Raw genomic sequence first — 21,267 nt, 5'->3', positions numbered from 1 at the left:
AATGTTAACAAACTCAAATACACAAAACTACCAGAACCCAGCGACAACCGATGTTTGATGTTAACCGCCGTGACGGTCAACATCGCGATTACGGCTTGAAGTCCAATGGTGCGTTTTTGAACACTTCATATACTGCCTGGCTTGGTGGTTTCGGGATCTTCGCAAGTTTAGCTGCTGCCAACGCAGCCTGACAAAGTGCGGGATCGCCACCTTCAGGTTTGATATCCAGTAACATGCCATCTGGCGCCAGTTTTATGCGCAGCGTACAGGTTTTGCCTGCATAGGACGATGCGTCATAGAACTTACTTTCGATAGCAGATTTAATCTGCCCGGCATAGTTATTGATATCTGCGCCTGATGCGCCATTGTTTTTAGTATTACCACTCCCGGCAGGCGAAGCATTGTTCCCTTTCGCCCCACCGCCGGTTTTCGGTGCATTCTTACCAGAGCTTAGCTCACCGAAAATATCATCTGCCTCTGCGGCAGCTTTTGCTGCAGCGGCTTTTTCAGCTGCTGCTTTTGCCGCTGCGGCTTTTTTGTCTGCGGCGGCTTTTTCTGCCGCTGCTTTCTTCTCAGCTGCAGCCTTTTCAGCAGCCGCTTTTTCTGCTGCTGCTTTTTTCTCGGCTGCGGCTTTCTCTGCTGCCGCTTTCTTATCAGCAGCCGCTTTTTCTGCCGCTGCTTTCTTCTCAGCTTCGGCCTTCGCTTTTTCGGCAGCTTCGGCTGCCGCTTTTTTTCTCGCTTCTGCTGCGGCTGCTTCTGCCGCTTCCGCTTTCTTCTTCAGCGCCGCAGCTGCTGCCTCGGCTTTTTTCTGTGCCTCAACAGCGGCTTTGGCAGCTTCTGCTTCCGCTTTTTTCTTCGCGTCTGCAGCCGCTTTCTTCGCTGCTTCTGCGGCTGCTTTGGCATCCGCTTCAGCCTTCGCTTTAGCATCTGCTGCCGCTTTCGCTGCCGCCTCTTCCGCTTGCTTCTGCTTTAACTCGGCCTGTTTAGCGGCTTCTTCAGCCTGCTTCTTCTGTTCCTGAGCAGCTAACCGCTCTTTCTCAAGTTGCTTCAGGCGTTCCTGTTCAGCCGCTTGTTTCTCACGCAGTTCTTCAGCTGCCTGCTGTTCCTTCATCTTGCGCTGCTCTTCGGAACGCTTCGCGCTTGATTCCTGGCTTTGCATACGCTTGTACTGCTCAACTACCGCACCTGAATCAACCATTACGGCATCGATGGACGAACCACCGCCGCCACCGGCTGAAGCTTCTATATTCTCATCGAACGAACTCCAGATCAGCGCCGCAAATAAGATGACATGCAGCACTGCTGAAATAATTATCGCCCGCTTGAGCTTGTCGTTTTGTTCGGTTGCCTTTGACACTCTCGGTTCCCAAAAACTGTTCGCCTGTTACCCGCTCTCTTTCAAGCAAGGAAAACGCAGATGCTTAGATAGGCTGCGTCATTAAACCAACCGATTTCACACCCGCACTGTGTAACAAGTTCAGTGCTTTAATTATTTCATCGTAAGGCACATCTTTTGCGCCACCGATCAGAAAGACCGTTTTCGGGTTGGCCTTGAAACGGCTGGACACTTCCGCCACCACCTGCTCTGGTGGTAAACGCTCCAGGCGATCTTTCTCAACCACCACGGTGTACTGACCAATACCAGACACTTCAACAATCACTGGCGGATTATCGTTACTGCTCACCGCCTGTGATTCAGTAGCGTCTGGCAGATCGACCTCCACGCTCTGGGTGATGATGGGCGCTGTCGCCATAAAGATCAGCAACAGCACCAGCAGTACGTCCAGCAACGGTACAATGTTGATTTCGGACTTGAGATCGCGACGACCTCGTCCACGCGCTCTGGCCATGGCTTACCCCTTGTTGCTCTCGCTAACGGTAAACGCCTGGCGGTGCAGAATCGCGGTAAACTCTTCCATAAAGTTGTCGTAATTCAGTTCCAGTTTGTTTACGCGCTGGTTGAGGCGGTTATAAGCCATTACCGCCGGAATTGCGGCGAACAGACCAATTGCCGTCGCAATCAACGCTTCTGCGATACCGGGCGCAACCATTTGCAGTGTTGCTTGTTTTACCGCCCCGAGGGCGATAAAGGCGTGCATGATCCCCCAGACCGTACCAAACAGACCAATATACGGGCTGATGGAGCCAACCGTACCGAGGAACGGAATGTGCGTTTCCAGATTTTCAAGTTCACGGTTCATGGAAATACGCATCGCACGCGACGCCCCTTCCACTACGGCTTCCGGCGCATGGCTATTGGCACGATGCAGGCGCACAAATTCTTTGAACCCGCTGTAAAAGATTTGTTCCGAACCAGTCAGATTATCCCGTTTTCCCTGGCTCTCTTGATAGAGGCGGGAAAGTTCGATTCCAGACCAGAATTTATCTTCAAACGCTTCAGCTTCGCGTGCTGCAGCGTTAAGAATACGGGTCCGCTGGATAATAATGGCCCAGGATGCGATTGAGAAACCAATCAAAATCAACATGATAAGTTTAACCAGAAGGCTAGCCTTCAGGAACAAATCAAGGATATTCATGTCAGTCACTGCTTAAACTCCGCGACAATAGACTTGGGAAGCGCACGAGGCTTCATTTTGAGTGGGTCAACGCAAACAACCAGAACCTCAGCTTCATTCAGCAAAGTATTCTCGGCGTTGACAATACGTTGCGTGAAAACCAAAGAGGTGCCACGCATTGATGTTATTTCAGTCTGTATTTCGAGCATATCGTCGAGCCGCGCAGGTGCGTAATATTCCACCGTCATTTTACGTACCACAAAGGCAACGCGTTCAGCCATCAGCGCCTGTTGACTGAAGTGATGGTGACGCAGCATCTCTGTGCGTGCTCTTTCATAAAAAGCGACGTAACTGGCGTGGTACACCACACCACCGGCATCGGTATCTTCATAGTAGACGCGAACCGGCCATCGAAACAGCGTTGTATTCACTTTACATCCCGGTAATGCAACAAAAGTTAGAACTTTTAAACGCTGCTACTATACGCGTGCGATTGAGGTTTGGGAATGAGGGCAAGTTAAGGGAGCGTAAAAATTTATGGACTGTTGAAGGTCCATAAATTTTTAAAGAGAATTCTGATTTAAAAGAAGAAGAAAATCAGCCCGACAATGAGAACAATATCGGCAAGCAGTGGGCAAAAAATCCCTTGCCAAAGAACCTTCTGCGGACGAAAACCCACGCCGTGAATCACGCCAGCACAGACGGCCCACATCAGCAATAAACCATGCCAGATTTCCAGTTCACTGGTCTTCGCGGCGAAACGTGATGGGTCCCAAAACATACATCCTGCTAACAGAAGTGCCATCACGAAGGAAAGCGCCCGCAGGGGGCGCTTGTCCATTACCGCATACAAAGTTGCGATAATTTTACTCATTAGCTGTCTTCTTGACCGGCTTTGCCTGATTCGACGTGCTCAAGCGCCAGCGCGGTGATTACCCCAAATGAACAGGCAAGAAGCGTTCCCAGAATCCATGCGAAATACCACATTATTAGCTCCTTACTTAGTACAGAGAGTGGGTGTTACGTTCAATGTCTTCTTTGGTGATACGTCCGAACATTTTCCAGTAACACCAGGTGGTGTAGAGAAGAATGATCGGAACCAGAACCACCGCAACCCAGGTCATGACGTTAAGCGTCAGCTGGCTGGAAGTTGCATCCCACATCGTCAGACTTGCATTCATCATGGTGCTGGACGGCATCACAAACGGGAACATTGCAATACCGGCAGTCAGGATGATGCAGGCCAACGTCAGGGAGGAGAACACAAACGCCCACGCGGCTTTATCCATACGTGCAGTCAGGATGGTCAGCAGCGGCAGAACAACACCCAGCGCCGGAATAGCCCACAGAATCGGCATATTGTTGAAGTTCACCAACCATGCGCCAGCTTCACGAACAACTTCTTTATTCAGCGGGTTAGATGCTGCGTAATGGTCCATTGTCGATTTAACGACATAACCGTCGATACCGTACATCACCCACACGCCAGCCAGTGCAAAGCAGACCAGTGTCACCAGCGCCGCCACCTGTGCAGTTGCACGGGTACGCAGGTGCAGTTCGCCCACGGTACGCATCTGCAGATAGGTCGCGCCCTGAGTAATGATCATCCCTACGCTCACCACACCAGCCAGCAGGCCGAACGGGTTAAGCAACTGGAAGAAGTTACCGGTGTAGTACAGACGCAGATATTCATCAACGTTGAACGGTACGCCCTGCAACAGGTTACCGAACGCCACACCAATCACCAGCGGCGGAACGAAGCTACCAATGAAGATGCCCCAGTCCCACATGTTGCGCCAACGGGTGTCTTCAATCTTGGAACGGTAATCAAAACCGACCGGACGGAAGAACAAAGACGCCAGTACGAGGATCATCGCGACATAGAAGCCGGAGAACGCAGCGGCATAGACCATCGGCCAGGCAGCGAACAGCGCGCCACCTGCGGTGATTAGCCATACCTGGTTACCGTCCCAGTGTGGCGCGATAGAGTTAATCATAATTCGACGCTCGGTGTCGTTACGACCGAGGAAACGGGTGAGCATCCCCACCCCCATGTCGAAACCGTCAGTGACTGCAAAACCAATCAGCAGAACGCCAACCAGCAGCCACCAGATAAAACGCAATACTTCATAATCGATCATTTGACGACTCCTGTCTTAGCGTGCCGGCTGAGTAGTCGTGGAAGACTGCTCAAAGTGATAGCGACCGGTTTTCAGGCTGCTTGGGCCAAGGCGTGCAAATTTGAACATTAAGAACAATTCTGCCACCAGGAACAGGGTATACAGGCCGCAAATCAGCACCATCGAGAAGATGAGATCGCCTGCAGTCAGTGACGAGTTCGCTACTGCGGTAGGCAACACTTCACCGATAGCCCACGGTTGACGACCGTATTCAGCAACGAACCAGCCCGCTTCTACAGCAATCCACGGCAGCGGAATACCGTACAGCGCGGCGCGCAGCAGCCATTTTTTCTCGCCAATGCGGTTACGGATTACACTCCAGAAGGAGAGCGCGATAATTGCCAGCAGCAGGAAGCCACACGCCACCATGATACGGAACGCGAAGTACAGCGGCGCCACACGTGGAATGGAGTCTTTGGTTGCCTGTTGAATCTGCGCTTCAGTCGCATCTGCCACGTTTGGCGTATAGCGTTTCAGCAGCAGACCGTAACCGAGGTCTTTCTTCATGCTATTGAACTGGTCACGTACAGCCTGATCGGTGGAACCAGAACGCAGTTGTTCGAGCAGAGAGTACGCTTTCATCCCGTTACGAATACGTTCTTCGTGCTGCACCATCAGTTCTTTCAGGCCGATAACCGGTGTATCCACAGAACGCGTTGCGATAATACCCAGCGCGTAAGGGATCTGGATCGCAAATTTGTTCGTCTGCTCTTCCTGATCAGGAATACCAAACAGAGTAAAGGCGGCAGGCGCAGGTTGAGTTTCCCACTCGGCTTCAATAGCAGCCAGTTTGGTTTTCTGCACATCGCCCATTTCGTAACCAGATTCATCACCCAGAACAATAACAGACAGGACGGCAGCCATACCGAAGCTGGCAGCGATAGCAAAGGAGCGTTTAGCGAAGGCGAAGTCACGACCTTTCAGCATATACCATGCGCTGATACCGAGGATGAACATTGCGCCAGTCACATAACCAGACGCTACAGTGTGAACGAATTTCACCTGAGCAACCGGGTTAAGCACCAGCTCGGAGAAGCTCACCATCTCCATACGCATAGTTTCGAAATTGAAATCGGACGCGATTGGGTTTTGCATCCAGCCGTTCGCAACCAGAATCCACAGAGCGGACAGGTTTGAACCGAGCGCCACCAGCCAGGTGACACACATATGCTGAACTTTACCCAGACGATCCCAACCGAAGAAGAACAGACCTACAAAGGTGGATTCGAGGAAGAAGGCCATCAGACCTTCGATTGCCAGCGGCGCACCGAAGATATCCCCCACATAGTGGGAATAGTAAGACCAGTTAGTCCCGAACTGGAACTCCATGGTCAGACCGGTTGCCACACCCAGAGCAAAGTTGATACCAAACAACTTGCCCCAGAACTTGGTCATATCTTTATAAATCTGTTTGCCGGAAAGGACGTAGACCGTTTCCATAATGGCCAGCAGGAACGCCATACCGAGCGTCAGCGGCACAAAAAGGAAGTGGTACATCGCGGTCAAGGCAAACTGTAAGCGCGACAGTTCGACTATATCTAACATCATGACTCCTTGCTCATCGCATGAAGACTCCGAGAGTGAACCCCGTTAGAAAGGGTCACACGCATGCCCCAATACAAAATTATTTGCTCGCCCCTATCGTTGCCATTTCATCAAAAGAGGAAAGACAATGATAAAAAAGTTACAAATATGTTAATGAATAAACCAAATTGATCCCGTAATTATATTACGCCGCAAAATCCTTACAATAAACAGGTTTTTATTGAGCAAAATTGCATTTTTCGACAGTGATCAATTTATAGCGAAATTGTCACCATCTCACCAATTTGATCTACGACAATTTATCGTGTTTTGCAGATTTTTTTCAAGAATTAAAAATTGATTTACATCAAAATCAATCAGATGTGTTAATTATGTGTGAAGCATGAATCACCAAAAGCCTTGTTGTTAATTTATTGTAAAATAATAATGCAACATAATTATCACAACAAAAAGACATAGATAAAAAACCAGTATTTTATTTAACAAAGCCACCTTATCAATTTTTTATAATCCTAATTGATTAGAGTAGCCAATTTGTTGCTATTTCACATAACAAATTTTTATCATAGTTAATTGATTGTTGTCTTTATGAGCGCCGAACTGTAAATCCGTTACTTATTGTTTCTCTGGTAATAATCACAAAAAGAAATAGATACCTTCGGTATAGTCAGATAGAACAAGAATTTTCAAAAGAATTTATATATGGCATTGATATTTCCCGATCTGTATTCAATGATTCCCTCAACGATTGAAAATCAAGAGAAATTGTTATAACAGGGATACGAAACAACAAAACGGAATTATAGCCAGGCGTTAGAAAACACTGGGTATTCTCGGGTACACGCTACCTTGTCTAAAAAATATTAACTCTCTGCCTTACAAAGGATTCCCCATGAAGAAAGCAACACATGTGATTGGCGTTGATACGATTGTACTCTCCTCTATCTATGGATATAGCGATATCGACTCATCAAGCATGAACTGAGTGGTATTCAGCTCCATATGAACAGTAACCTGGTGGGTAAACATGATTTCGCCGTTGGAATCAAGGTTGTTCTGCAACATCTAACAGATTGCTTCAATCTGCCTGTTTTGGCTGTGTAATATTCTTAATTTAACCATTTGAATATGATGATATTGTAAGATATCAGAAATTTAATTATCTGGAGATACGGCTTTACGACTACTGAACCTTAAAGTAATAGTTGATAATTCAGTAGTACATCAAGTGATATAACTAATTATATTAAAAAAGTTTTTTATACAATCGCATTGAAAAGAAGCACCAGCTACTTATAAAGCCCCAAAAAAAATATATATTAATTCATGCTGAAATAATATTTTCGACCGTAGTTCATGTTTGAAATGATTAATGACCTGCGCCTCTCACGCAGGTCAAATCAGGAAACTGTGTAACCGGCAAATAAGATATTCGTAAACAGCGGGTATCATCAGTTGCCCTCAAAATACAGCTGATTTACATTTTTGCTTTTACACGTGCGATAGCCTCTTCATAAGAGGGCTTATTTTTTTCCGCATAAGCGAGTTGATAATGCTGCAATGCATCAGCGTTCTGTCCTGCAGTTTCATAAATTTTGGCAATGTTATAATAGGAGTTAGCGCGCGTTGTCGCCGCATTTGCTCCACTGGCTAACGAGATCGCTTTACGATTTGCCCAAATCGCTTCCGCTATGTTGCCATTTTTCTGATAAGCCAGACCCAGGTTACTAAATGCCTGTCCGTAATTGCCATCTAATTCTGTTGCCTGTTGGAAGAGTTGAATGGCTTGCTCAAGTTGACCGGTTTTGTAAACAGCTTCACCTTCATGATTATATTTTCTTACCAGTTGAGTATCTCCACTGTTTTGCATCGCGGGCGAAGCCGGAGTTGAAGAGCCCGTCGCAGGTATTATCACAGTGGCTAAATCCCTAACGCCTAATGTGGTGTCATTAAAATTGGCGCTGGTAACAGAGTTGATATCTTCAAACTCGCCGTCTGGATTGAGTTTAAACACGGTCCAGATGTTCCCTCGTTCTCCAGCAGGGACACTATAACTACGCACCAGGGAGCTCGGCAGAACAATTTTCTTCATGTATAAATCCTTTTACTGCATGGAGAAGAGATATTTCGCCGGGCATTATTGCGCAAGGGATGGGAAAAAAAGCAGCGGGAAAGCTTTTCGGATTAGCGCCCGAATAAAAACAAAAAAGGCCATCATAAGATGGCCAACCATGTCGAAACCGACAGCCCTTCGCCATTCCTGTAGAGGGAAGCGGCGAGGGCTATTTCTTATTACAGATATTTATTTCAGAACAGTTTTCAGTGCTTCACCGATATCAGCCAGGCTGCGAACGGTTTTCACGCCTGCGGCTTCCAGGGCAGCGAACTTCTCATCCGCAGTCCCTTTACCACCGGCAATGATGGCGCCAGCATGACCCATACGTTTGCCTTTCGGCGCAGTCACACCGGCAATGTAACCCACAACTGGCTTGGTGACGTGCTCTTTGATGTACGCAGCCGCTTCTTCTTCTGCGCTACCGCCGATCTCACCGATCATCACGATCGCTTCGGTCTGCGGGTCTTTTTCGAACATTTCGAGAATGTCGATAAAGTTAGAACCTGGGATCGGGTCGCCGCCGATACCCACACAGGTCGACTGACCGAAACCGTAATCCGTGGTCTGTTTAACCGCTTCATAGGTCAGTGTACCGGAACGGGAAACGATACCCACTTTACCCGGTTTGTGAATGTGACCCGGCTGGATACCGATTTTGCATTCACCCGGGGTGATAACGCCCGGGCAGTTCGGGCCGATCATACGAACGCCTGCTTCATCCAGCTTCACTTTCACGGTCAGCATATCCAGCGTCGGGATACCTTCAGTGATGGTGATAATCAGTTTAATGCCTGCATCGATGGCTTCCAGAATGGAGTCTTTGCAGAACGGCGCTGGTACATAGATAACAGAAGCAGTAGCGCCAGTGGCGGCAACGGCTTCACGCACGGTGTTGAACACCGGCAGGCCGAGGTGGGTGGTGCCGCCTTTACCTGGAGTTACGCCGCCAACCATTTTCGTGCCGTATGCAATGGCCTGTTCAGAGTGGAAAGTCCCCTGGCTACCAGTAAAGCCCTGGCAGATAACCTTGGTGTTTTTATCAATTAAAATGGACATTATTTCCCCTCCACTGCAGCAACAACCTGCTGAGCTGCATCCGTCAGACCTTTTGCTGCAATAATATTCAGGCCACTGTCAGCCAGTTTCTTCGCGCCGAGTTCGGCGTTGTTACCTTCCAGACGTACCACGACCGGTACGTTAACACCCACTTCCGCTACCGCGCCGATGATACCGTCAGCGATCAGGTCGCAACGAACGATACCGCCGAAGATGTTAACCAGAACGGCTTTCACTTTGTCGTCAGAGAGGATGATTTTGAACGCTTCGGTTACACGTTCTTTGGTAGCGCCACCGCCAACGTCAAGGAAGTTAGCCGGTTCGCCGCCGTGCAGTTTAACGATGTCCATGGTGCCCATCGCCAGACCTGCGCCGTTAACCATACAACCGATGTTACCGTCCAGCGCAACGTAGTTCAGTTCCCACTGTGCAGCCTGCGCTTCACGTGGATCTTCCTGCGACTGGTCGCGCATTTCGCGCAGATCAGGCTGGCGGAACAGTGCGTTGCCGTCAGCGCCCAGTTTGCCATCGAGGCAGACAAGATCGCCCTGTTTAGTAATAACCAGCGGGTTGATTTCGATCAGCGCCAGGTCGCGCTCCAGGAAAATGGTCGCCAGGCCCATGAAGATTTTGGTGAACTGCTGAACCAGTTTACCTTCCAGACCCAGTTTGAACGCCAGCTCACGTCCCTGATACGGCATCGGGCCAGTCAGCGGATCAAGCGCAACTTTGTGGATCAGGTGCGGGGTTTCTTCCGCCACTTTTTCGATTTCCACGCCGCCTTCGGTGGAGGCCATAAAGACCACACGGCGGGAACTACGGTCAACAACGGCGCCGAGATACAGCTCTTTAGCGATATCGGTCGCCGCTTCAACCAGAATCTGGTTAACCGGTTGGCCATTGGCATCTGTTTGATACGTTACCAGACGCTTGCCCAGCCAGTTCTCTGCAAAAGCACGGATGTCTTCTTTGCTGTTTACAACTTTCACACCGCCCGCTTTACCACGGCCACCAGCGTGAACCTGACATTTCACTACCCACGGACCCGCACCGATTTTTGAAGCGGCTTCTTCTGCTTCGCGCGGAGTAGTACAGGCATAACCCACTGGCGCCGGTAAGCCATAGCGGGCAAAAAGTTGTTTTGCCTGATATTCATGTAAGTTCATGTGTTCTGTCCATCCTTTAGTAATCGTTATCTTTTAAACCGTAGACCGAATATGACGTATCGTTTCCGGGCATTGTCGGTCACCCGTAGGCCTGATAAGACGCGCCAGCGTCGCATCAGGCTTCAATTGCCGGAGAAGGCGATAAAGCCTTATCCGGTCTACAGTGCAGGTGAGGCTTAAACTACTACACGTCCAGCAGCAGACGCGTCGGATCTTCCAGCAACTCTTTGATCGTTACCAGGAAGCCCACGGATTCGCGACCATCGATCAGACGGTGATCGTAGGACAGCGCCAGGTACATCATCGGCAGGATCTCAACCTGACCATTCACCGCCATCGGACGATCTTTGATAGCGTGCATACCCAGAATTGCGCTCTGCGGCGGGTTGATGATAGGTGTAGACATCAGGGAACCGAACACACCACCGTTGGTGATGGTGAAGTTACCACCGGTCAGATCTTCAACCGTCAGCTTACCGTCACGGCCTTTAACAGCCAGCTCTTTGATTTTCTTCTCGATATCTGCCATGCCGAGAGTATCGACATCACGCAGAACCGGCGTCACCAGACCGCGCGGCGTAGAAACCGCCATGCTGACGTCGAAATAGTTGTGGTAAACCACATCATCGCCATCGATAGAAGCATTCACTTCCGGGTAACGTTTCAGGGCTTCAACCACCGCTTTCACGTAGAAGGACATAAAGCCCAGACGGATGCCGTGACGTTTTTCAAATGCTTCACCGTACTGCTTACGCAGATCCATAATCGGCTTCATGTTGACTTCGTTGAACGTGGTCAACATGGCGGTGGAGTTTTTCGCTTCCAGCAGACGCTCTGCCACACGCTTACGCAGGCGAGTCATCGGGACACGTTTTTCGCTACGTGCAGCCAGTGCTGGTTGTGCCGCTGGAGCAGCAGCAGCCGGTGCAGACTCTTTCGCCGTGGCTTTCGCCAGATGTTTTTCCACATCTTCACGGGTCAGACGACCACCGACACCAGTGCCTTTAATCGCGCTAGCTTCGAGGTTGTGTTCAGCCAGCAGGCGACGGATCGCCGGGCTTAACGCGTCGTTGTTTTGCTCTTCCAGAGACGCCTGCTGGCGTTGTGCCGGAGTGGACGCTTTCTCTTCAGATTTGGCGCTGGTTTCTTTACCGGCGCTGTTGCCTTCACGCAGGCGACCGAGGATCTGACGAGACGTTACAGTTGTACCTTCATCTTCCAGAACCGCATCCAGAATGCCGTCTGCTGATGCCGGTACTTCCAGTACCACTTTGTCAGTTTCGATTTCTACCAGCACTTCATCACGTACGACTGCGTCGCCGGGTTTTTTATGCCAGGTTGCGACGGTGGCATCGGCTACGGATTCAGGCAGGTCAGGGACCAGAATATCTACGCTACTCATTGTGTATCCTTTATTTATTCGACGTTCAGCGCGTCATTAACCAGATCTTGTTGCTGTTTCTGGTGAACGGACATATACCCTACCGCCGGAGAGGCGGAGGCCGGGCGGCCTGCATAACGCAGAGAAGCCCCAAACGGAATCACTTCACGGAAATGATGCTGGCTGCAGTACCATGCGCCCTGGTTGAGCGGCTCTTCCTGGCACCAGACAAAATCCTTGACGTGAGCAAACTGCTGCAACACTTCCTGCATCGCTTTATGCGGGAACGGGTAGAGTTGCTCGATACGCACAATGGCGACATCGCGTTGATTGTTCTTACGGCGTTGTTCCAGCAGGTCGTAATAAACCTTACCAGAACACATCACGACACGCTTCACGCCCTTCGGATCAAGCTCGTCGATTTCACCGATGGCAGGCAGGAAGGTGCCGTTCGCCAGTTCTTCGAGGCTGGAAACCGCCAGCGGATGACGCAGCAGGGATTTCGGCGACATCACGACCAGCGGACGACGCATCCCGCGCAGCGCCTGACGACGCAGCATGTGGTAAACCTGTGCCGGGGTAGACGGTACGCAAACCTGCATGTTTTGCTCAGCGCAAAGTTGCAGATAACGTTCCAGACGCGCGGAGGAGTGCTCCGGTCCCTGCCCTTCATAACCATGCGGCAGCAGCATCACCAGGCCACACATCCGGCCCCATTTCTGTTCGCCAGAGGAGATGAACTGGTCGATAACCACCTGTGCACCGTTGGCGAAGTCACCGAACTGTGCTTCCCAGATGGTCAGGGTGCGTGGTTCTGCGGTGGCATAACCGTATTCAAACGCCAGCACAGCTTCTTCAGATAGTACGGAGTCCCAGACGCGGAACGCGCCCTGGCCGTTATGGATATGTTGCAGCGGCGTGTAAGTGGAACCGTTAGACTGGTTATGGATCACCGCGTGACGGTGGAAGAACGTACCGCGACCGGAGTCTTCACCCGACAGGCGAACCGGAATGCCTTCATCAACCAGCGTGGCGTAAGCGAGGTTTTCCGCGCCGCCCCAGTCGAACAGTTTCTCACCGGCAGCCATCGCCTGGCGATCGCCATAAATCTTGGCAACGCGAGACTGCATTTCAATGGCTTCTGGCACCGTGCTGATGCGTTTAGCCAGCTCCTGCAGGCGCTTCATCTCAACTTTGTTCGGGTACTCTTCGTCCCATTCGTGGTTGAGGTACGGCGACCAGGTGAAGGAGTGCATGTTCATCGGACGCCACTCTGCCACTACGCAATCGCCAGCATCCAGCGCATCGCGGTACAGGTTAACCATTTCGGTGGCATCTTCCAGCGTCGCCACTTTTTCCTGCTCCAGCTTGTCAGCGTAGATTTTGCGCGGCGTTGGATGTTTTTTGATTTTCTGATACATCAGCGGCTGAGTTGCGCTCGGCTCGTCGGCTTCGTTGTGGCCGTGACGGCGGTAGCATACCAGGTCGATGAAGACATCACGTTTAAAGGTGTTACGGAAATCGAGCGCCAGACGGGTCACAAAGGCAACGGCTTCCGGATCGTCCGCGTTAACGTGGAAAATCGGTGCCTGAACCATCTTGCCGATATCAGTACAGTACGGCGTCGAACGGGCATCCAGCGGGTTAGAGGTGGTGAAGCCAACCTGGTTGTTGATAACGATACGTACCGTACCACCAACTTCATAACCACGCGCTTTCGACATGTTCAGGGTTTCCTGAACCACGCCCTGCCCGGTCACTGCGGCGTCACCGTGGATGGTGATTGGCAGCACTTTGTTGCTGCTCGGCTCATCAAGTCTGTCCAGACGGGCACGAACAGAACCGATAACTACCGGGCTTACAATCTCAAGGTGAGACGGGTTAAACGCCAGCGCCAGGTGCACCAGGCCGCCATCGGTCTGGAAGTCAGACGAGAAGCCCATGTGGTATTTCACGTCGCCCGTGCCGAGGTGTTCTTTATGTTTACCGGCAAACTCGTCGAACAAGTCTTGCGGTTTTTTACCCAGCACGTTCACCAGCACGTTCAGACGACCACGGTGCGCCATCCCGAGAACCACTTCACGGGTGCCGCTGTTGCCCGCGTGGCGGATCATCTCTTTAAGCATCGGGATTAACGCGTCACCGCCTTCCAGCGAGAAGCGTTTTGCGCCAGGGAATTTTGCGCCAAGGTAACGTTCAAGGCCTTCAGCGGCGGTCAGTTCGCTTAAGAAGCGTTTTTTCTCTTCGCTATTGAACGTCGCGCGACCAGACTCGATACGCTGTTGGATCCAGCGTTTTTCTTCGGTGCTGGTTATGTGCATATACTCGGCGCCAATCGGGCCGCAGTAGGTTTGCTTGAGAGCTTCCAGCAGCTCGCCGAGTTTCATGGTCTCTTTGCCGCTGGCAAATGAACCGACGTTGAAGGTCTCCTGAAAGTCTGCTTCGGTCAGATCGTGGAAAGACGGATCCAGATCGGCCACTTTATCTTGCTGCCACAGTCCCAGCGGATCGAGATTCGCATGCTGGTGACCACGGAAGCGGTATGCGTTAATGAGCTGCAGGACTTTAACCTGCTTCACATTGGTGTCAGGGTCGGAGATCGTTGAAGAGTAACGTGAAGCGTCTTTCGCCAGGCGGCGGAAATATTCACGCGTTTGAGAGTGGAATTGATCCGGTTTGACTCCCGTACCAGGTAACTGCTGGAACGTCGAACGCCAGTTAGCGTCAACCGAGTCAGGATCGGTTAAGAAGTCTTCATAGAGCTGTTCTATCCAGCTCTGGTTTGCGCCAGAGAGGTAAGAAGAGTCCAACCAGGCTTTCAAAGCGCTGTTCTGCATCGTGATCCCTTAAGCATCTTTTTTATGCTTACTTCGCCGTGGATACTACCACGCACAGTGATGTGCGTGCCGGGGTTCACTTGTTGCGGACTTGTCGTGTTTTCTGCGTCCGCTAAGGAACCTTTAAAAACTGTCTTAGTGTCAGGGGCAGTTTTTAAAGATTTCCTGCATTTCTTTTCCAGGCCGGATAAGGCGTTTACGCCACATCCGGCACTGGTTGCCTGATGCGACGCTTGCGCGTCTTATCAGGCCTGGTATTTATGCATTACGTTGCAACAACATCGACTTGATATGGCCGATGGCACGCGTCGGATTCAGCCCTTTCGGACATACACTGACGCAGTTCATGATGCTGTGACAGCGGAATACACTGAATGCATCACTCAAACCGTCAAGGCGACTGTCAGTCTCGGTATCACGGCTATCAATCAGGAAACGATACGCCGCTAACAAGCCTGCAGGACCGATAAACTTATCGGGATTCCACCAGAAAGACGGACAAGAGGTTGAACAACATGCGCAGAGAATACATTCATACAGCCCGTCGAGTTTTTCACGTTGCTCTGGCATTTGTAAATGCTCACGAGCTGGTAGATTTTGTCCATTATTCAACAAGTAAGGCTTAATTTTCTCATATTGCGCATAGAATTGTCCCATGTCTACCACCAAATCGCGGACAACCGGTAAACCTGGCAACGGACGAATTACAATCTTCTTGCCCGGCTGGTTGAGTGCCGAAATCGGGGTAATACAGGCCAGACCATTCTTGCCGTTCATGTTCAGACCGTCGGAACCACACACACCTTCACGGCAGGAGCGGCGGAACGACAGGCTGGGATCTTTCTCTTTCAGCTGAATAAGCGCATCCAGCAGCATCATGTCGCGACCTTCTTCCGCTTCCAGGGTGTAATCCTGCATACGCGGAGCATCATCAACATCCGGGTTATAGCGATAAATTGAAAACTCGAGTCTCATTTTCCTGTCTCCGCATTAGTAAGTACGAATCTTCGGCGGGAATGCCGGGCGCAGTTTCGGTTCCATGTTGACGCTACGTCGCGTCATGGATTCCGACTCTGGCAGATACAGGGAGTGGCACAGCCAGTTTTCATCATCACGATCCGGGAAGTCGAAGCGGCTATGCGCGCCACGGCTTTCAGTACGGAAGTTGGCAGAAACAGCCGTTGCATACGCCGTTTCCATCAGGTTATCCAGTTCCAGGCATTCAACGCGCTGGGTGTTGAACTCGCTGGAAGTGTCATCCAGACGGGCATTTTTCAGACGCTCGCGGATCACTTTCAACTGCTCAAGCCCTTTCGCCATCGCATCACCTTCACGGAATACCGAGAAGTTATGCTGCATACATTCTTGCAGTGCTTTACGAATCGCCACCGGATCTTCACCGTTACGGTTATTATTCCAGCGGTTCAGGCGCTCCAGAGAAACTTCAACATCAGACTCGCTGGCATCGCGCAGTGCGCCCTGCTCGGCGATAGACTCTTGTAGATGCAGACCTGCCGCGCGACCAAATACCACCAGATCCAGCAGCGAGTTGCCGCCCAGACGGTTAGCACCGTGTACCGATACGCAAGCAATTTCACCCACCGCAAACAGGCCAGGGATCACCACATCTTCGCCCTTCTCGTTCACCGTCAGCGCCTGACCGGTCACTTTGGTCGGTATACCGCCCATCATATAGTGACAGGTTGGGATAACCGGAATCGGTTCTTTAACCGGATCAACGTGAGCGAAGGTACGGGAGAGTTCCAGGATACCCGGCAAGCGGGATTCGAGAACTTCTTTACCCAGGTGGTCGAGTTTCAGTTTTGCGTGTGGTCCCCACGGACCATCGCAGCCGCGACCTTCACGGATTTCGATCATGATGGAGCGCGCCACCACATCACGACCCGCCAGGTCTTTAGCGTTCGGCGCATAACGCTCCATAAAGCGTTCGCCATGTTTGTTCAGCAGATAGCCGCCTTCACCACGGCAGCCCTCGGTTACCAGTACGCCCGCACCGGCAATCCCCGTCGGGTGGAACTGCCACATTTCCATATCCTGCACCGGTACGCCTGCACGGATAGCCATGCCGACGCCGTCGCCGGTGTTAATGTGGGCATTGGTGGTAGACTGATAAATACGCCCTGCCCCGCCGGTCGCCAGCACGGTCGCGCGGGCTTTGAAGTAAACCACTTCACCGGTTTCGATGCACAGTGCGGTACAACCCACCACCGCGCCATCCTGGTTTTTCACCAGATCCAGCGCATACCATTCGGAGAAAATAGTGGTGTGGTTTTTCAGGTTCTGCTGATAAAGCGTGTGCAACAGTGCGTGACCGGTACGGTCAGCCGCTGCCGCTGTACGTGCCGCCTGCTCACCGCCGAAGTTTTTCGACTGGCCGCCAAACGGACGTTGATAGATACGACCATCATCAAGACGCGAAAACGGCAGACCCATGTGTTCCAGTTCCAGAATCGCTTCCGGCCCGGTTTTACACATATATTCAATCGCGTCCTGGTCACCGATATAGTCCGACCCTTTAACAGTGTCATACATATGCCATTCCCAGTTATCTTCATGGGTATTACCCAGCGCAACGGTAATACCGCCCTGCGCAGAAACGGTATGGGAACGGGTCGGGAAGACTTTAGAGAGCAGCGCACAGGTCTGGCCGCTCTGGGAAATTTGCAGCGCCGCGCGCATACCTGCGCCACCAGCACCAATCACAACTGCATCAAATTCTCTGACTGGCAATTTCATTACACACCCCACACCACAACGAATCCATAAATCACGTAAACCACCAGTGCAACGACAATCACCAGTTGCAGCATCAGGCGCAAAGCCAGCGGTTTAACGTAGTCGGTCAACACCTGCCACATGCCGATCCAGGCATGGATCAAGATGGAAAACAGCGCCAGCAGGGTGAACACTTTAGTGAACGCAGAGGCAAAGAAACCGATCCAGACTTCATATGTCAGTTCGCCACTGGTAGCGAAAAAACCGACCATATAAATGATGTAGAGCGTCAGGACGATAGCAGTAGCGCGAACGAGGATGAAATCATGTACGCCATTGCGTCCTAATGCGGAGGCGTTGCTTACCATACGAGGACTCCTGCAAGAATTGAAAGCACGACAGTAATGACAAAGGAGATTTTGGCGGAGCGTTTACCCGCTTCGAATGTTTCTTCCAGATAGCCAAAATCCATCATCATGTGGCGAATACCTACGACGACGTGATACGCCAGAGCGGTAAGGATGCCCCACATGATAAATTTGACGAAGAAGCTGCCCATAATGGCGGAAGCTTGCTCGAAACCTTCAGGGGAAGAGAGGCTGGTACCCAGAAGCCACAGCAGGATGCCCACTGCAACAAAGGTGATCACACCGGAAACGCGATGGAGAATGGACGCTATCGCCGTGACGGGGAACCGGATGGTCTGTAGGTCCAGATTAACAGGTCTTTGTTTTTTCACATTTCTTATCATGAATAACGCCCACATGCTGTTCTTATTATTCCCTGGGGACTACGGGTACAGAGGATAACTTTCTGTTACCTGGAGACGTCGGGATTTCCTTCCTCCGGTCTGCTTGCGGGTCAGACAGCGTCCTTTCTATAACTGCGCGTCATGCAAAACACTGCTTCCAGATGCGAAAACGACACGTTACAACGCTGGGTGGCTCGGGATTGCAGGGTGTTCCGGAGACCTGGCGGCAGTATAGGCTGTTCACAAAATCATTACAATTAACCTACATATGCTTTGTCGGGTTTTATCCAGAACAGTGATCTGAGTCACGATAACAACATTTATTTAATTTTTAACCATCTCATTTGACAATCATTCAACAAAGTTGTTACAAACATCATCAGGAAAAGCATATAATGCGTAAAAGTTATGGGGTCACTATTTCACCTAAGATTAACTTATGTAACAGTGTGGAAGTATTGACCAATCCATCTAGGACAGTTATTAGTGATAGACAGGTTTAATAATTCGGATTGCTAAGTGCTTGATTCGCCGTTTATTCGTCATCAATGAATCCTTTACCTGCAAGCGCCCAGAGCTCTGTACCCAGGTTTTCCCCTCTTTCACAGAGCGGCGAGCCAAATAACAAACGGGTAAAGCCAGGTTGATGTGCGAAGGCAAATTTAAGTTCCGGCAGTCTTACGCAATAAGGCGCTAAGGAGACCTTAAATGGCTGATACAAAAGCAAAACTCACCCTCAACGGGGATACAGCTGTTGAACTGGATGTGCTGAAAGGCACGCTGGGTCAAGATGTTATTGATATCCGTACTCTCGGTTCAAAAGGTGTCTTCACCTTTGACCCAGGCTTCACTTCAACCGCATCCTGCGAATCTAAAATTACTTTTATTGATGGTGATGAAGGTATTTTGCTGCATCGAGGTTTCCCGATCGATCAGCTGGCGACCGATTCTAACTACCTGGAAGTCTGTTACATTCTGCTGAATGGTGAAAAACCGACCCAGGAACAGTATGACGAGTTTAAAACTACCGTTACCCGTCATACGATGATCCACGAACAGATTACCCGTCTGTTCCACGCCTTCCGTCGCGACTCTCATCCGATGGCGGTCATGTGCGGTATTACCGGCGCGCTGGCAGCGTTTTATCACGACTCACTTGACGTCAATAACCCACGTCATCGTGAAATCGCCGCGTTCCGTCTGCTGTCGAAAATGCCGACCATGGCTGCAATGTGTTACAAATACTCCATCGGTCAGCCATTTGTTTACCCGCGCAATGACCTTTCTTACGCTGGCAACTTCCTGCACATGATGTTCTCCACGCCGTGCGAACCGTATGAAGTCAATCCAATTCTGGAACGTGCAATGGATCGTATTCTGATCCTGCACGCTGACCACGAGCAGAATGCTTCTACCTCTACCGTGCGTACTGCTGGCTCTTCGGGTGCAAACCCGTTTGCTTGTATCGCAGCAGGTATTGCTTCGCTGTGGGGGCCAGCTCACGGTGGTGCTAACGAAGCTGCGCTGAAAATGCTGGAAGAAATCAGCTCCGTTAAGCACATTCCGGAATTTGTTCGTCGTGCGAAAGACAAAAATGATTCTTTCCGCCTGATGGGCTTCGGTCACCGCGTGTACAAAAATTACGACCCGCGCGCCACCGTAATGCGTGAAACCTGCCATGAAGTCCTGAAAGAGCTGGGCACCAAAGATGACCTGCTGGAAGTGGCAATGGAGCTGGAAAACATCGCGCTGAACGACCCGTACTTTATCGAGAAAAAACTGTACCCGAACGTCGATTTCTACTCCGGTATTATCCTGAAAGCGATGGGTATTCCGTCTTCCATGTTCACCGTGATCTTCGCTATGGCACGTACGGTTGGCTGGATCGCCCACTGGAGCGAAATGCACAGTGACGGCATGAAAATTGCCCGTCCGCGTCAGCTGTATACTGGCTATGAAAAACGTGACTTTAAAAGCGATATTAAACGTTAATCGTTGATGACTGAGCAGTAAATTCATCTAACCCGCCCTTTTTATATGGCGGGTTATTTTTTGTTGGATAAAACACGAAAAATTGTAAAAATAAAATTAAAAAGCGGGCAAGGAACAAAAAACAAGCAGCTTATATAGCAATCAATATAATATCTTTTTAGGAATAATTGTCCTCTCCGTCCTGTTTATAACCTTCTGAATATTATGCATATCCATTTCTCACTTCTATTTTTAATAGCCAAATCAATTCACATCACAAATTAATTACTTTCGTATTTAGTAATACTAAATCTATTTTTAAGTAAAACTAAAAACACTCCACACGCAAAATCAGATAATCTGGCAGAGCTATACTATTTTTCTATTTCCTTAAAGGATTCTGTTATGTTTAAAGGACAAAAAACATTGGCCGCATTGGCCGTATCTCTGTTGTTCACTGCTCCTGTTTATGCTGCAGACGAAGGCTCTGGTGAGATTCACTTTAAAGGTGAAATTATTGAAGCTCCTTGTGACATTCATCCAGATGATGTTGATAAAAATATTGACCTTGGACAAGTCACGACGACCCACATAAACCGGGATCATCACAGCAATAAAGTGGCCGTCGACATTCGCTTAATAAACTGTGACCTGCCAAGTTCTGATAATGGTAGCGGTTCGCCGATATCCAAAGTTGCCGTAACCTTCGACGGTTCGGCTAAAACGACCGGGGCAACACCTCTGTTGAGTAATACCAGTGCTGGCGAAGCAACAGGTGTCGGCGTAAGACTGATGGACAAAAATGACACAAACATCGTATTGGGTACAGCTGCGCCAGACCTCGACCTGGATTCAAGCTCAACAGAACAAACGCTGAACTTCTTTGCCTGGATGGAACAAATTGATAATGCAGTCAATGTCACGGCTGGTGCCGTAACCGCTAACGCGACCTACGTTCTGGATTATAAATAAGCATAATTATGGCGGCGACGTAGCCGCCTTTCTGCAAATA

At 50.2% G+C, this 21,267-nt stretch carries 19 protein-coding genes and 1 pseudogene; 3 read left to right on the top strand and 17 right to left on the bottom strand.

The genetic code is table 11. From position 1 onward, the window contains the following. Positions 1-88 precede the first annotated feature (88 nt). The 17 genes and pseudogenes from tolA to sdhC all read right to left on the bottom strand — a co-directional run bounded on the left by tolA (position 89) and on the right by sdhC (position 18,299). The gene (tolA, locus tag C3D30_RS05995) at positions 89-1,357 is read right to left on the bottom strand and encodes a cell envelope integrity protein TolA (protein ID WP_105286595.1); all 1,269 of its coding nucleotides are present in this window, start codon (positions 1,355-1,357) and stop codon (positions 89-91) included. A gap of 64 nt (positions 1,358-1,421) precedes the next feature. Further along, complete coding sequence (tolR, locus tag C3D30_RS05990) at positions 1,422-1,850, bottom strand: colicin uptake protein TolR (protein ID WP_000090097.1); 429 nt, start codon at positions 1,848-1,850, stop codon at positions 1,422-1,424. Positions 1,851-1,853: 3 nt separating this feature from the next. Next, on the bottom strand, positions 1,854-2,546 hold the full coding sequence (gene tolQ, locus C3D30_RS05985) for a Tol-Pal system protein TolQ (protein WP_000131314.1): 693 nt from the start codon (positions 2,544-2,546) through the stop codon (positions 1,854-1,856). Continuing rightward, positions 2,543-2,947, bottom strand: coding sequence for a tol-pal system-associated acyl-CoA thioesterase (gene ybgC, locus C3D30_RS05980; protein WP_001098384.1), 405 nt, complete (start codon positions 2,945-2,947; stop codon positions 2,543-2,545). The genes tolQ and ybgC overlap by 4 nt, the downstream gene beginning before the upstream one ends. Before the next feature lie 149 nt (positions 2,948-3,096). Beyond that, positions 3,097-3,390, bottom strand: coding sequence for a cyd operon protein YbgE (ybgE, locus tag C3D30_RS05975; RefSeq protein ID WP_000034602.1), 294 nt, complete (start codon positions 3,388-3,390; stop codon positions 3,097-3,099). Continuing rightward, positions 3,390-3,503 (bottom strand): cytochrome bd-I oxidase subunit CydX, encoded by a 114-nt coding sequence (cydX, locus tag C3D30_RS05970; protein WP_000270283.1) that lies wholly within the window; start codon positions 3,501-3,503, stop codon positions 3,390-3,392. The genes ybgE and cydX overlap by 1 nt, the downstream gene beginning before the upstream one ends. Positions 3,504-3,517: 14 nt before the next feature. Next, the gene (gene cydB / locus C3D30_RS05965; RefSeq protein ID WP_000568269.1) at positions 3,518-4,657 is read right to left on the bottom strand and encodes a cytochrome d ubiquinol oxidase subunit II; all 1,140 of its coding nucleotides are present in this window, start codon (positions 4,655-4,657) and stop codon (positions 3,518-3,520) included. Positions 4,658-4,672: 15 nt separating this feature from the next. Next, positions 4,673-6,241: a cytochrome ubiquinol oxidase subunit I gene (gene cydA / locus C3D30_RS05960; RefSeq protein ID WP_010345240.1), complete on the bottom strand. Its 1,569-nt coding sequence runs from the start codon at positions 6,239-6,241 to the stop codon at positions 4,673-4,675. 1,477 nt (positions 6,242-7,718) lie between these two features. Beyond that, positions 7,719-8,324 (bottom strand): annotated as a pseudogene (locus C3D30_RS05955) (tetratricopeptide repeat protein); the annotation flags it as partial. 219 nt (positions 8,325-8,543) lie between these two features. Further along, entirely contained in the window at positions 8,544-9,413 is an 870-nt protein-coding gene (gene sucD / locus C3D30_RS05950) for a succinate--CoA ligase subunit alpha (RefSeq protein WP_000025458.1), read from the bottom strand. Continuing rightward, positions 9,413-10,579: an ADP-forming succinate--CoA ligase subunit beta gene (gene sucC, locus C3D30_RS05945; protein WP_001048608.1), complete on the bottom strand. Its 1,167-nt coding sequence runs from the start codon at positions 10,577-10,579 to the stop codon at positions 9,413-9,415. Before sucC ends, sucD begins: the two co-directional genes overlap by 1 nt. Positions 10,580-10,763: 184 nt before the next feature. Then, entirely contained in the window at positions 10,764-11,981 is a 1,218-nt protein-coding gene (gene odhB, locus C3D30_RS05940) for a 2-oxoglutarate dehydrogenase complex dihydrolipoyllysine-residue succinyltransferase (RefSeq protein WP_016159059.1), read from the bottom strand. Between the two features lie 14 nt (positions 11,982-11,995). Further along, on the bottom strand, positions 11,996-14,797 hold the full coding sequence (sucA, locus tag C3D30_RS05935; protein ID WP_016159060.1) for a 2-oxoglutarate dehydrogenase E1 component: 2,802 nt from the start codon (positions 14,795-14,797) through the stop codon (positions 11,996-11,998). A gap of 258 nt (positions 14,798-15,055) precedes the next feature. Continuing rightward, positions 15,056-15,772 carry a succinate dehydrogenase iron-sulfur subunit SdhB gene (gene sdhB, locus C3D30_RS05930; RefSeq protein WP_001235265.1) on the bottom strand — a complete coding sequence of 239 codons (717 nt, stop codon included), beginning with the start codon at positions 15,770-15,772 and terminating at the stop codon, positions 15,056-15,058. Positions 15,773-15,787: 15 nt separating this feature from the next. Beyond that, positions 15,788-17,554, bottom strand: a complete 1,767-nt coding sequence (gene sdhA, locus C3D30_RS05925; RefSeq protein WP_000775532.1) for a succinate dehydrogenase flavoprotein subunit — start codon at positions 17,552-17,554, stop codon at positions 15,788-15,790. Beyond that, entirely contained in the window at positions 17,554-17,901 is a 348-nt protein-coding gene (sdhD, locus tag C3D30_RS05920) for a succinate dehydrogenase membrane anchor subunit (protein WP_000254365.1), read from the bottom strand. The genes sdhA and sdhD overlap by 1 nt, the downstream gene beginning before the upstream one ends. Continuing rightward, on the bottom strand, positions 17,895-18,299 hold the full coding sequence (sdhC, locus tag C3D30_RS05915) for a succinate dehydrogenase cytochrome b556 subunit (RefSeq protein ID WP_000263354.1): 405 nt from the start codon (positions 18,297-18,299) through the stop codon (positions 17,895-17,897). Before sdhC ends, sdhD begins: the two co-directional genes overlap by 7 nt. A gap of 380 nt (positions 18,300-18,679) precedes the next feature. Between sdhC and C3D30_RS20300 the strand changes: the two genes are divergently transcribed. The 3 genes from C3D30_RS20300 (at position 18,680) to C3D30_RS05895 (ending at position 21,227) form a co-directional block, all read left to right on the top strand. Then, on the top strand, positions 18,680-18,787 hold the full coding sequence (locus C3D30_RS20300) for a hypothetical protein (RefSeq protein ID WP_122983127.1): 108 nt from the start codon (positions 18,680-18,682) through the stop codon (positions 18,785-18,787). Between the two features lie 205 nt (positions 18,788-18,992). Further along, entirely contained in the window at positions 18,993-20,276 is a 1,284-nt protein-coding gene (gene gltA, locus C3D30_RS05900) for a citrate synthase (RefSeq protein WP_000785828.1), read from the top strand. A 384-nt stretch (positions 20,277-20,660) separates the two neighbouring features. Then, positions 20,661-21,227: a fimbrial protein gene (locus C3D30_RS05895; protein ID WP_000472410.1), complete on the top strand. Its 567-nt coding sequence runs from the start codon at positions 20,661-20,663 to the stop codon at positions 21,225-21,227. Positions 21,228-21,267: the final 40 nt, after the last annotated feature.

Origin of the sequence: Escherichia sp. MOD1-EC5433 (assembly GCF_002966005.1) — a bacterium.
Taxonomy (GTDB): Bacteria; Pseudomonadota; Gammaproteobacteria; order Enterobacterales; family Enterobacteriaceae; genus Escherichia; species Escherichia ruysiae.
Note: the sequence above shows the minus strand (reverse complement) of the source record. Positions and strands in the feature narration are given on the sequence as shown.

Excerpts from the sequence above, each read along its gene's own strand:
- sdhB (WP_001235265.1), bottom strand. The coding sequence starts at position 15,772 with ATGAGACTCGAGTTTTCAATTTATCGCTATAACCCGGATGTTGATGAT.
- cydX (WP_000270283.1), bottom strand. The coding sequence starts at position 3,503 with ATGTGGTATTTCGCATGGATTCTGGGAACGCTTCTTGCCTGTTCATTT.
- odhB (WP_016159059.1), bottom strand. The coding sequence starts at position 11,981 with ATGAGTAGCGTAGATATTCTGGTCCCTGACCTGCCTGAATCCGTAGCC.
- gltA (WP_000785828.1), top strand. The coding sequence starts at position 18,993 with ATGGCTGATACAAAAGCAAAACTCACCCTCAACGGGGATACAGCTGTT.
- sdhD (WP_000254365.1), bottom strand. The coding sequence starts at position 17,901 with ATGGTAAGCAACGCCTCCGCATTAGGACGCAATGGCGTACATGATTTC.
- sucC (WP_001048608.1), bottom strand. The coding sequence starts at position 10,579 with ATGAACTTACATGAATATCAGGCAAAACAACTTTTTGCCCGCTATGGC.
- tolR (WP_000090097.1), bottom strand. The coding sequence starts at position 1,850 with ATGGCCAGAGCGCGTGGACGAGGTCGTCGCGATCTCAAGTCCGAAATC.
- sucD (WP_000025458.1), bottom strand. The coding sequence starts at position 9,413 with ATGTCCATTTTAATTGATAAAAACACCAAGGTTATCTGCCAGGGCTTT.
- sdhA (WP_000775532.1), bottom strand. The coding sequence starts at position 17,554 with ATGAAATTGCCAGTCAGAGAATTTGATGCAGTTGTGATTGGTGCTGGT.
- cydB (WP_000568269.1), bottom strand. The coding sequence starts at position 4,657 with ATGATCGATTATGAAGTATTGCGTTTTATCTGGTGGCTGCTGGTTGGC.
- C3D30_RS05895 (WP_000472410.1), top strand. The coding sequence starts at position 20,661 with ATGTTTAAAGGACAAAAAACATTGGCCGCATTGGCCGTATCTCTGTTG.
- sdhC (WP_000263354.1), bottom strand. The coding sequence starts at position 18,299 with ATGTGGGCGTTATTCATGATAAGAAATGTGAAAAAACAAAGACCTGTT.
- cydA (WP_010345240.1), bottom strand. The coding sequence starts at position 6,241 with ATGTTAGATATAGTCGAACTGTCGCGCTTACAGTTTGCCTTGACCGCG.
- ybgE (WP_000034602.1), bottom strand. The coding sequence starts at position 3,390 with ATGAGTAAAATTATCGCAACTTTGTATGCGGTAATGGACAAGCGCCCC.
- C3D30_RS20300 (WP_122983127.1), top strand. The coding sequence starts at position 18,680 with ATGCGTAAAAGTTATGGGGTCACTATTTCACCTAAGATTAACTTATGT.
- sucA (WP_016159060.1), bottom strand. The coding sequence starts at position 14,797 with ATGCAGAACAGCGCTTTGAAAGCCTGGTTGGACTCTTCTTACCTCTCT.